Source organism: Sphingosinicella rhizophila (assembly GCF_032378825.1).
Classification (GTDB): domain Bacteria; phylum Pseudomonadota; class Alphaproteobacteria; order Sphingomonadales; family Sphingomonadaceae; genus Allosphingosinicella; species Allosphingosinicella rhizophila.
The window spans coordinates 554,228-565,601 of sequence record NZ_JAVUPU010000003.1 but is presented as its reverse complement, the minus strand read 5'-3'; the positions used below and the strand labels follow the sequence as shown (position 1 = coordinate 565,601).

The 11,374-nt window shown below is 60.4% G+C and carries 12 protein-coding genes; 11 read left to right on the top strand and 1 reads right to left on the bottom strand.

What is annotated here, in order from left to right:
• Positions 1-98: 98 nt before the first annotated feature.
• A complete protein-coding gene (locus tag RQX22_RS08545) occupies positions 99-827 on the top strand; it encodes a phosphocholine cytidylyltransferase family protein (protein WP_315725524.1) in 729 nt (242 codons plus the stop codon).
• Between the two features lie 33 nt (positions 828-860).
• On the opposite strand, the gene RQX22_RS08540 is transcribed toward RQX22_RS08545, so the two are convergent.
• Positions 861-1,250: a hypothetical protein gene (locus RQX22_RS08540; RefSeq protein WP_315725522.1), complete on the bottom strand. Its 390-nt coding sequence runs from the start codon at positions 1,248-1,250 to the stop codon at positions 861-863.
• Between the two features lie 623 nt (positions 1,251-1,873).
• Between RQX22_RS08540 and RQX22_RS08535 the strand changes: the two genes are divergently transcribed.
• The 10 genes from RQX22_RS08535 (at position 1,874) to RQX22_RS08490 (ending at position 11,361) form a co-directional block, all read left to right on the top strand.
• Positions 1,874-2,554, top strand: coding sequence for a helix-turn-helix transcriptional regulator (locus RQX22_RS08535; RefSeq protein ID WP_315725520.1), 681 nt, complete (start codon positions 1,874-1,876; stop codon positions 2,552-2,554).
• A 297-nt stretch (positions 2,555-2,851) separates the two neighbouring features.
• Entirely contained in the window at positions 2,852-3,382 is a 531-nt protein-coding gene (locus tag RQX22_RS08530) for a hypothetical protein (protein WP_315725518.1), read from the top strand.
• A complete protein-coding gene (locus RQX22_RS08525; protein WP_315725516.1) occupies positions 3,379-4,002 on the top strand; it encodes a hypothetical protein in 624 nt (207 codons plus the stop codon). The genes RQX22_RS08530 and RQX22_RS08525 overlap by 4 nt, the downstream gene beginning before the upstream one ends.
• A 29-nt stretch (positions 4,003-4,031) precedes the next feature.
• Positions 4,032-5,051, top strand: a complete 1,020-nt coding sequence (locus RQX22_RS08520) for a hypothetical protein (protein ID WP_315725514.1) — start codon at positions 4,032-4,034, stop codon at positions 5,049-5,051.
• 73 nt (positions 5,052-5,124) lie between these two features.
• The gene (locus tag RQX22_RS08515) at positions 5,125-5,853 is read left to right on the top strand and encodes a C39 family peptidase (RefSeq protein ID WP_315725512.1); all 729 of its coding nucleotides are present in this window, start codon (positions 5,125-5,127) and stop codon (positions 5,851-5,853) included.
• Between the two features lie 12 nt (positions 5,854-5,865).
• Positions 5,866-6,702, top strand: a complete 837-nt coding sequence (locus tag RQX22_RS08510; RefSeq protein ID WP_315725510.1) for a hypothetical protein — start codon at positions 5,866-5,868, stop codon at positions 6,700-6,702.
• 23 nt (positions 6,703-6,725) lie between these two features.
• Positions 6,726-7,331, top strand: coding sequence for a peptidoglycan-binding domain-containing protein (locus tag RQX22_RS08505; protein ID WP_315725509.1), 606 nt, complete (start codon positions 6,726-6,728; stop codon positions 7,329-7,331).
• 77 nt (positions 7,332-7,408) lie between these two features.
• A complete protein-coding gene (locus RQX22_RS08500; protein WP_315725507.1) occupies positions 7,409-8,755 on the top strand; it encodes a hypothetical protein in 1,347 nt (448 codons plus the stop codon).
• A gap of 24 nt (positions 8,756-8,779) precedes the next feature.
• Positions 8,780-9,439 (top strand): Fe2+-dependent dioxygenase, encoded by a 660-nt coding sequence (locus RQX22_RS08495; protein ID WP_315725506.1) that lies wholly within the window; start codon positions 8,780-8,782, stop codon positions 9,437-9,439.
• A 77-nt stretch (positions 9,440-9,516) separates the two neighbouring features.
• Positions 9,517-11,361 (top strand): hypothetical protein, encoded by a 1,845-nt coding sequence (locus RQX22_RS08490; protein ID WP_315725505.1) that lies wholly within the window; start codon positions 9,517-9,519, stop codon positions 11,359-11,361.
• Positions 11,362-11,374: the final 13 nt, after the last annotated feature.

Below are 11,374 nucleotides of genomic sequence, written 5' to 3'. Positions count from 1 at the left end.
GGTCCGATCCACCCCGCCGCCGCCTATTTCTGCAAACATCCGCCAAGGCAGATGACCGACGACGAAGCCCATGACGCCCTGGAAATGTTCATCCGCGAGTGATCGGTTCGACCATGCCAGGCGCGATCGACACGGCCATCCTCCTTGCCGCGGGCGAAGGCTCGCGGCTGCGCTCCCACCAGATCTCCAAGCCCTTATGCCCGGTGGGCGGCACGAGCCTGCTCGCCCACGCTATCCACCGCCTGCACCGCGCGGGCCTCTCGCGCGTGCTCGTCGTGACCGGCTATCGCGGCGATCTGGTCGAGCGGCATGTCGCCTCCGCAAGCTGGCCGATCGAAATACGTATCGTCGCCAATACGGACTGGCACCTTCCCAATGGCATTTCGGCCCTGGCTGCTGCGGAGGCTCTGGCCGGAGCGCCCGCCCTGCTGGCAATGGGCGACCATCTGGTCGAACCTGAAATCTATCGCCGCCTGCGGGATGCGGGTGCCGGCCCGGGGCTGCGACTCGGAACGGACCGGCGCCTCGACAGCGATCTGGTCGATCCGCTCGACGTCACCCGTGTCCTGACGGAGGGTAACAGGATTGCGGCGCTCGGCAAGGAGATGGAGCGATATGACGCCTATGATGTCGGCATCTTCGCCGTCGGCCCGGCCTTCTTCGATGCGTTGTCCGGCCTGGCCGCCCCTTCGATCACCGATGGCGTCCGCGCGTTGATACCCGGCGACAAGGCCGAAATCGTCGATTGCACCGGACTTCGATGGATCGATGTCGACGATCCCCCGGCACTTGCGAAGGCGGAGGCCATCGACGCCGCGTCCTGGTGAAGACGACTGAAACACTCGCCGAGAGCCGACACCTTAGCGGCAATAGCGGACCTTCACCCTTCGCCCGATATAGGGGTCGTAGACCCGGCGGGTGTAGCAGTCCGGCCTGTAATAGCCGCGATAATAGGGGCGGCCATAATAAGAGCGCCCTCGATAGCGCGGCCCGTAATAACGGCGGCCATGATAATATCGTCCCGAATAGGGACGGTCATAATAATCATGATAGCGGCCGCGATAGCGATAGCCGTCCGAAGCCAGCGCCACACCGATGCCGAGACCCAGTATGCCGGCCCCGATCGCAAGCGCAGCATCATTGTCGCCGCGATGGTCCCGCCAGCGACGAGCCTCGGCTGGGCTCGCAACCGTCACTACGCTCGCCGCCAATGCCAATCCGGCAATGCCTTTCCGGATGATACTCTTCATGACAAAATACTCCTCGCCATGGTTGACGCCGCCATCAACGCGTCACCGGCGACCGAGTTCGGCGAACCGTCGCAGCCACCTCTCGGCTTGCCGAATGGCTTTTCGTATTTGCCAGCAGACCCATGCAGAGGCCCTCAAATTGCGCGCCTTCCGGTTCAGGGCCATATCTTCCTGAGTCCAAGGACTTGAAGGCGGATATTGATCAATTCGAGACCTACATCGCGAGTCGGACGCAACGAAAACCGATAGATCCGAATCGGATATATCGTAGCAACACCTCGTTCCAACACATTGCTTTCATGACAAATCTCTCGACTATGCATTCACCCTCTAAAGATGCTGATTGACCGAGTAGAAATGACCCTTTTCCACGAAGGGTGAAACTTCACTCCCCCCTGGCTCAAGAGTGCGATAGTCTATTATCGGCAGTCGTTGACAAGGTCATAGAAAGGTCATCAATATTAATGATATTTCGTCTTGGCAACGCAAGGGCCCTATTAAGTCGATGGACTCGGTCCCGGATTTCATATTAAACTCATAATAATTTATGGGCACACGAACAGGGTTTATTACATAAGTTAAGCAAGGCCGCTTGAGAGGCGTGTCTCTCTGGGGAGATTGCCATGAGCAAGGTGCTTTCACGGCTGCTCGCGGGATCGAGTGCGCTCGATTCGCAGTGGAACGACTATGACGGCTTCCAGGAAGCGGATGCGCCGCCGCAATCAGGCGACTGGTCGGGTATCCCACCCGACCTCTGGCTCGATTGCTGGAACCTGATCGATGGCAATGCCCATCTTCTCGTTACTACGGAGCGCGTACTCTTGTGCTGCGACAAAGAGGGCCAGAACGAGCTCGCCCGAGAGGAAAATCTGCGGCAGCGGCGCAGAAGGCTGGAAACCGTGGATCCCTCCGAGCTCAAGAATCTGGAAAAACTGCTCGATGTCCCGGAAGGAACGACGAACACCTATTGCCTCCCCGCCAGGCGAAATGGCGGCCATCTGGTGATGCGGTCGGCGCTGCTGAAGATTGTCTCCGGTATGCCCGTGATAGGCGTGACCTTCCACGGCACCGGGCAGGACTTCCGGCCGCAATGGGCGGATGTCAGGTCCATCTTCAACCTGACGTCGGCCGAGCACCGGATCGTGCAGATGCTGCTGAGCGGGATCGGCGCCGATGGCATTGCCACCGACCTCAATCTGTCGATCAATACGGTAAGAACCCACATTGCCCACGCCTATGAAAAACTAGGCGTCTCCTCGCGCGACGAACTGTGGCGCCAGCTGGCCCCCTATCGGACGCATTGACCGCGAATCCTGCTCCCTGCGGAATGTGGAAAAGTCAGCCCGACGATATCACCAATTTTTATGAACATCGGTCAATCAGAAGACAGATTAGTTACGAATTGAAGTAACTTCCCTCTGTGAGAGCCGCTGTGAGTAAAAATGTATAACTCACCAATTCCAATGATGCGACTCGCTTGAGACTCCGTGTAGATGGAGTCGTTAACGAGCAGTTAACATTTCTCGGCCGGCATTCATGCTTTGTTGCTGAATGCCCGGTGCCGCGACTTGGGTGCGTCATTAATTTTTAGGAGAGTTGCTGTGGAATCATCGATTCTACATCCGCCCCGTCATGTCTTTCGCCGGGGACGGCGAGGAGCGGCGCGGACCCGGACACTCCTCATCGCAGGCGTTGCCCTGACGGGCGCCACCCCTGCATTCGCGCAATATCCTCCACCCGGCTCCGTCGCTCCGCCGGGATCCATCACCATCAGCCGCGACGTGCCGCAACGTCCTGCATTCGACCCCGGCCAGCCGGGCACCGTGAATGCCGTGAATACCGCACCTGTCGACCTTATCTTCGGGGCAACCCAGGGTTTGGTTTCGATCCTCAGCGATGATGAGACGGCCGGAGTCTCCTCCGGCGTCGAGGTCCAGCGCGGTGCGCTCGGCATCGCCCTTGGGGATTCCGATGCCGCGCTCAATTCGCAATTCGACAGCAGCCCTGGCCAGATCGCCGCGGGTTCGTTCGGCGGCGTCGGCCTCGGCAGCACCATCACCAATTCGATCGGCGCCGCCACAGGTGCGATCGGGCGGGCGCTGCAACCTCTTGCAAGTGGAAGAGGCGATTGATGCGCGCAACAGGCACCTTCCTGTCGCTGAGCCTTTTCGCGGCGTTCGCCGGAATCGCCCGGGCGGAAGATCCGCCTGCTCCGCCGATCGTCAACGAATCGGAAGATGTGGTGGCGATCGTTGGAGCAGGTGGATCGGCCGGGCGCACCGCCGTAAACGCAGCAGCCGGGAATTTGAACCAGCAGACCAATGTCGGGGTGATCGCGATCGGCACCAATGCGGTGGCGATCGGCTCCGTCACCCAACTCACCGACGCCTCCATTCCGCAACCCTCGGCCTACAAGTCGGCCACTATCGGCGGCGACGCATTCGCCAGGTCGACCGGCATGATCGCCGTCAATGTGGCCGCCGGCTCCGGCCATCAGCAAGCCAATCTCGCAATCATAGCAATTGGAATCGAAGGGCAGGTCGTGACTGACGCGATGCTCAGTCAGACCCGCGCTTCCAATAGTCCGCCGGGCATGTCCGGACAGACCACCGCACCCGAAGTCGTCGCTGGAATTTCTTCCGGCGCGTTCGCGGGGAGCAGCGGACTTGTTCAGGTCAGCCTCGTCGGGGGCGAGAGGAACTCCTCTGCCAACATATTCGCGCTGACCAGCTTGGAAGGCACGGATCAATGAGCCGCAAGGCTCGAATAGGGAGTAAGAAGATGAGAAAGCATATCCTTATGGCGGGCGTGGCCGTGGCCACTCTTGCGGGCGGAGCCCAGGCGCAATCAATCACGGGTTCCCTCGATGCCAGTCTGACTTATGAAAATGAACTCAAGACCAGCATCAACACCCATGCCCATTACGAAAAGAATGTGAGCCTGGAAGGCGACGCCACCTTCAGCGGTGACATCGCCGTCGACAGCTCCGCCGTCGCGATTGTCGATGACAAGCAATTGCTCGGCGATCTGAGCGTGGAATTCCGCGAGGAAACGCCCGTGGCTGATGACATCGACGAGACCAACAACCCGGACAATCCCGGTGACGGCCTGGTCGACGATCCCGATGGCACGCTTGCTGTTGAACCCGCTGACATCGGCTATTTCGCCAGCGTCATCAACGACACCAGCGACATCATCGTCGAAGGCAATGAAGGCAATCTCGGCATCAACATGGCCGCCGGTTACTTCAACCAGCAGGAAAATGTCGCCGCGCTGGCAAGCTCCGACTTTGACGATGCCGATGGCGCGTCGGGCTGGGCGGAAGCCTCGCTGACGGTCGCTCAAGGGGCCGGTGGCCTCTATTATGGGCCGGACGACGACACCTTCGAAGACGAAGCCGTTGCAAACGACTATCGTGACCGGAACATCGGCGGCACGATCGACGTCACCAACGGCGCGGGCAATGCCGGTCTCAACCTTGCGGCTGGCGCGTTCAACCAACAGAAGAACGCTCTCGTCGTCGCAGTTGCCACCAATGCAGCGCTCGCCGAAGCCAATGCGGGCGTCATCCAGGCATCGCTGGGCAACAATGTCGTGTCGATGAACTCGCGCAACTACCTCAGCGATATCACCATCGCTGGGAATGCCGGCAATGTTGGCGTCAACGCCGCAGCAGGCGTCGGCAACCAGCAGCTGAACGCTCTGGTGATCGCAGCCTCGATGGGCGGCACTGTGACCCCAGGTCCCACGCCCGGCCCGACGCCGGAGCCGACGCCGGTACCGACCCCAGAAAATACCTGATCGAAACTCTGAGGGGAGCCGTTCACACGGCTTCCCTCATTTTCTGGGAGAGATCGGTATGTTGGGAAACGGAATGGGCTTGAAGCGGTTCGGGTTGCTGCGCACGAGCGTCGCGCTGCCCCTGGCCATCATCGTCTCGGCATGCACGACGGCGCCGACCAAACAGGCCAACATCTGGATGGGCCAAGTCGCGCAAGGCGATCAGTCGATCAGCAGGCCGGTCCAAAGCTGGAAGGCGATGAAGTTCACCAATCTGGTGCCCCAGCAGACCGATTTCAGCTGCGGCGCCGCTGCGCTGGCGACGATCTTCAATTATGCCTATGGGCGCAAGACGACCGAACCCCAAATCCTGGTCAATATGCTGAAGATCGCGGATCCCGACATCGTCCGGGAAAAGGGCTTCTCGCTCCTCGACATGAAGAATTACACGAATGCCATCGGCATGCAGGGGGAAGGTTATGCCGTCCCCTACGAAGCGCTCGCCGACATGAAAGTGCCCGGCATCGCGCTCCTCAACATCAAGGGATACAAACATTTCGTCGTGCTGCGCAAAGTCAACGGCGACTATGTCCATGTCGGCGATCCCGCGCTGGGCAACCGCATCATGACCCGGCGTGATTTCCAGAAGGCGTGGAATGGCGTCGTCTTCGTCATCGTGGGCGAAGGTTATGACCCGAACACAGTATTGCGCAATCCGCCGCCGCCCTTATCGGCCCGCCGCCTTTTCGAGCAGCGTTCGCCCGTCCCCAATGCCGAAGTCTATGATTTCGGCCTCGGGCCTGCATTCAACTTCGTTTTTTGAACGGATCGAGCCATGAGCAGCCAGAAACGACCGGCCACCAGCCTCTTCGGAAGGCGCTCGAGAAGGTCTCGCCTGCTGCTGCGCGCCGGAACCTTGTTCGCGGCTTCGACTTTCCTATGCGCCAACGTGCCGGCGACGGGGCTGGAAGTGGCTGGCCGAAAGCTCGACGATTCCGAATTGTCGGAGATGCGCGGCAAATATATCGCTCCGGACGGCATTTCCTATTTCGGCCTCACGCTCCAGACGAGCTGGCAGAGCAGCGACGGCGTAACCACCGTTGCCACCTTGGTTTTCGACCTCAGTTTCGCATCGGATTCGCTGGGGACCGCCACGCCCAAACTCTATGTCGGATGGTCTCGCGCCTGCGAGGAGTGCGGAGATTCCGCGATGGACGTCAGCACGCCGAATGGGGTCGATACAGTGGTCCCGGCCGGGCTGAACAGCGTCGACGGCGTTGTCCAGACCCAGATCATCAACGGCACCGACAATACGGTCCGCAATGCGATGACCATCGAATTTGGCCCCGCAGATCAGATTTCCAAGCCGAACGCGGCTGGGCTGACCCAGGTTTCGTCCAGCAAGACCGAGAATTTTTCGGATGGCGATGTGGTGAAATTCATTCTCGAGCCCGGCCAAATCGCGCTCTCGATGAATGAAACCGACGGGGACTTCGTCCGGCAGAGCGTCGGCAGCGAGCTGAACCAGGCGGCGCAGCATGTGCTGCTGAACAGCAGCTTCAACTCAATCACCAACGGCATGGCGATCACGGTGGGCATGAGCGAACTGCAGCATGCGGACCGGGCGCAGGTTCAAAGCGCGCTGTCTGCCATGAAGGGCAATGGCTTCTGAGCGTGTGGGAAAGGAAATTGGTAATGCTGGCAAGAACTTACACCGGAGGACTCATCTTGTTCCTGTGCCTCGCTTTGCTTTTCCTCGCCTCCGCCGCCAGCGCGGGGACGAAGGAAGGGCAATTCGCCGTGGAGGATAGCGGCCGGGTCACCTGTACGACATACACGAAGGCGAGCGAACGAAAGGACGAAGCCTATCATCGATATGTCGGCTTCCTCGAAGGTTATCTAACGGCCGCCAATCGCTACGAACCGAATACGTTCGATCTTACGCCCTGGCATAGCACTGCCGCGATCGCGCTGATCGTCAACAGTCATTGCGGGAAAAATCCCAAGGATAATCTGGCCATGGCGGCGCAGCGCCTCGTGATCGCCATGGCTCCGGTTCGCCTGGCTACCTTTTCCAAGCTGATAGAGGTGGGGGAGGTCGGCGAGAAGGCGGTGATCTATGCGACCATCCTGAAGCGCGCCCAATCCACCCTCGCGCGCAAGGGTCTCTATCGCGGCGAAGCAAATGGCGAGTTCAACCCTGAATTCCGAACTGCCCTTGCACAGTTCCAGACTCTGGCAAAATTAGATCCGACAGGTCTCCCCGATACGGCAACGCTTTGGGTTCTGCTTAATCCGTAGTATGATAAGCTGATGATGTTGAGTCTTTAGCTTAGGAAGGTCTGGATCGAGTTAGTGTAAACAGGGGGAGGTTTTGCATGCGTAAGTACTCCAGTCTCGCTTTGGCGACCGCGTGTTTATCGACATTGACGATGGCCGAACCGGCAAACGCACAAGACAATGAAATCGAGTTGCGCCGGCAGCTTGACGAAGTTCTGATACGCGAGGCCGAATCCCAAAAACGCATCGAAGACCTGGAACGCCGCCTTCAATCGATTGAATCTCGCGCGGGCATGCTGGGTTACGAGGCGCTCAGCGACTCCGAGGAATCCCGGATACGGGGCCGCGGCGCGACGGGAGCCTTCACCACCCAGACGATGAGCGACGGCACCGTCGCGATCGTCGCCCAGAATACGGGACAAGCCTCGTCGCCATCGGTCCAGGCGGAATCGGGGACGGAAGAAGAACCGGATCGAAAGACCCCCGCCCCCGCTCAGTCTGTTGAACTCGTCGCGGAACAGGAGCAGGGAATCTTCAATCGGCGCCTGTCGCTGGAGTTCGGCCTCACTTACACGCATTTCGACAATGCGCAGCTCAACCTCAGCGGGTTTCTCGCGCTCGATTCGATCTTCCTGGGCACGATCAGCCTGGACCAGATCACGTCCGATGTCTTCGTCTACGATGCGACCGTCCGCTACGGGATCACCGATCGCCTGCAGTTCGACGTCAATGCGCCCATTCTCTTTCGCCACTCCAACTTTCAATCGGGGGGCGCCGGCGGCGACGCGAGCGGCAATGAGGAAGTGGACGTCAAGGGCAAAGGGTTCGGGGATATCAACTTCGGGGCCAGCTATCGGCTCATGCGCGAAACAGTCAGGCGTCCGGATATCGTCCTCAACGCGCGGGTGAAGGCGCCCACGGGAAGGCATCCCTGGGGTGTCGAATTGGTCGAAGTGCCGGGCACACTTGAGAACCTGAAAGTGCCGGAACGCCTGTCCACCGGAAGCGGTGTCTGGGGCGCCTCGGCGGGCGTGTCTGTCCTCAAGACGATCGACCCGATGGTCATATTCGGCAGCGTCACCTATTTCTACAACTTCAAGCGGCATTTTGCGGATTTGGACGAAGCGGACTTCAACCAGCCCGGATCGGTCAAGATCGGCAATGCGCTCCAGTTCGGCGCGGGCGTTGCATTCGCGCTCAACGACCGGTCGAGCCTGAGCATGTCGTTCACACAGCGGATCGTCGAGCGAACCGCTCTCTATCGCGACTGCGCGAGCTGCGTGAAACAGATCGTCGTCGGCAGCCAGGCGAATGTCGGCATCGTGAATCTTGGCGCGAATTTCGCGCTGACGGAGCGGCTTGCAATCATCACCAATGTCGGGATCGGGATGACGCAGGACGCCCCCGACATGCTGTTGAGCGTCCGCGTGCCGTACCGCTTCTAGCGCCTAATTGACTGGGGAACCGACATGTTGCCCATAGTGGGAATAATCGAGCCGAACGAAGTCCAGGAAATCCGCGCGCGACTTGTGGCCGCCAATTATCATCACGGCAAGCTCGACACGAGCTGGCGGTTCGTCGACGAGAAGAATCATCACCAAGCCCGCGAGGACGAGGCGATATTGGACCTGCAGCGATTGGTGCGCGAAGCGCTGATGGCGAACTTCCAGTTCAAGATCTATGCCTGGCCTTCGAAATGGGCGCGGATGGGATTTTCACGCTACGGCCCCGATGAACATTATGGTCGCCATGTCGACGGCTGGACGCAGCGCAACGCCGACGGCGAAATGATCCGCCGCGACCTTTCCTTCACCATCTTCCTCAGCGAACCGGAAAGTTACGAGGGGGGTGAACTCGTCCTCGAACGGCTCGACGGCCCGGTGTCGATCAAGCTGCCGGCAGGATCGATCTTCATCTATTCAACCGGGGTCATCCATCAAGTCATGCCGGTGCGATCGGGGGAGCGTCATGTCTGCGTCGGCTGGATCGAAAGCCGGCTCAGAAACGAGGAGCAGCGCAATCTCATATACGAGCTCAGCCTGGTTCACGCGAACATGCAGAAGGGCGAGCTCAACCTGCTCGTCGACAAGGGCATCAGCACGCTCATGAGGATGTGGGGTGATATGTGACCCCGGGTCCTTCGAATCTGCGCACAACATGTCGCCCGTCCCGGCAGGTCTGGCGCGCCGCCGGCAGGGCTTGAGCGGTGGAAGCGGGTCAGCAATTCCTGTCTGACGTGCGCGAGGCGGTCCTGGAAGTCGCACCGGAAGACCGTCTCCTGGTCGAGAAGATCGACATCTATCTGGGTTTGAACCCGCTCGCCCGCTGTCCGATCATGTCGTTCCAGATCCGCGCCTGCCAATCGCCGCTGCCGATCCAGAAGCTCAGGAAGCTGATCGAGGCGCAGTTTCACGTTCAATTGGAACCCATGGCCCTCCCGCCCCGTGCCACCGGCAGCCACAAGGCAGCGTCATTGGCCGCAGCGGCCGCGGCGGCGTTGCTCAACCGAGAATTGGGAATCGGCACCTCATGGGGCGTTCGGCCGCATCGGGATGGCTCGGCCGACAGCTGGATCGAATTGCTGCTCGGTGCACCGGCGGGACCGGCACTCAAGGCCACCATGATGGCAGTGGCCGCGATAATCGGGAAGCGAAGACTGGGCGACGATCCCGTCGGGCAACAGCTATCCATCCTGCGCCGATTGTGCTCGTCAAGCCAGCCTAACCCGATGAGCGCCTATCTGATCGATGCTGCCCGGGCGAACGACCTGCCCTATCTCTCTCTCGGCAGGAGCAAGAGGACCTGGCAGTTCGGATGGGGCAGCCGGGGCAGGATCTTCTCGGGGGCTGCCTGCAACGATGACGGACTCGTCGCCTTCAACATCGCCAAGTACAAGTTGAACGCGAAGCACGTGCTCCATGAATTGGGCTTGCCGACGCCCCGCTGGCAGTCCCTTGCGCCGGACGAAGATCCTGCAAAGGCCATCCCCCACATAGGCTGGCCCTGCGTCGTGAAACCTGTCGACAGCTCCTGGGGCGACGGCGTGACGACGAACATATGCAGCATGACGGAGCTGCATGCCGCAGTGTCGTTCGCGCGCGGCAACCCGCCCAGGAAATTGATGATCGAAGGCTGTGAGCCCGGAAGCGATCATCGATTGATGGTCATAGAAGGCCGCCTGTTCGCAGCGGCGCGGCTTGATCCGGCGACCGTAACCGGCGACGGGCGCAGCAGCGTCAGACAGCTCGTCCAACGCCTGAACCGCAAGCGGCTAGGACCAATGGAGGAAACCGGCTTTCTCAGCCCGATAATGTTCGACCAGGATTTGCTTTTCCGTTTGCAGAGCCTTGACCTCAGCCTTGATGCGGTCCTTCCCAATGGAACCGTCCTCGTGCTCCGTTCCGCCGCCAATCGTTCGGCGGGCGGCTCGGTGACGGACGTGACGGCGCAGGTTCACCCGAAAATCCGCTGCTGGGCGGAGCAGCTTGCCGCCACGATAGGGCTTCGCGTTGCCGGTATCGATTATATGAGCGAAGATATCAGCCGCGATCCTGCGGAAATCGGCGGCGGCTTCATCGAGGTCAATGCCACGCCCGGGCTGCAGGTCCTGTCGGCCGCCGGCCTTGACCGGGTGGCGATCGGCACCGCGATACTCGGCAGAGAACCGGATCGCATCCCCGTGGACCTGGTGCTGACCGGGAGCGAAAATATCGACAAGGTGATCCTCGGCCTGGATCGGGAAGCCCGCCATGCGATCGCCTGGCCGCACGGCGCGGAGATCGGCGGCACCCCGATTGCCGCAAACGGCCTGACGCCCTTCGAGATCGTCGGCGCTGTGCTTCGGCACAGGTCGGTGGATCGCTGCACCATCGTCTGGACATGTGACGACATGTGCCTCTTTGGCCTGCCAGTCGACCGGCTTCGACGAACGACCTTATTCTGTGCGAAGCCGGGCGGAGATTGGCTCGAACTGCTCGAACAAATCTCGCAAAGCGTCGTCACGTCCGAGGAAACGACACCTCGGATGCATATCGCCGCGGAGCCGGTCTGAACGTCTCGCAGCC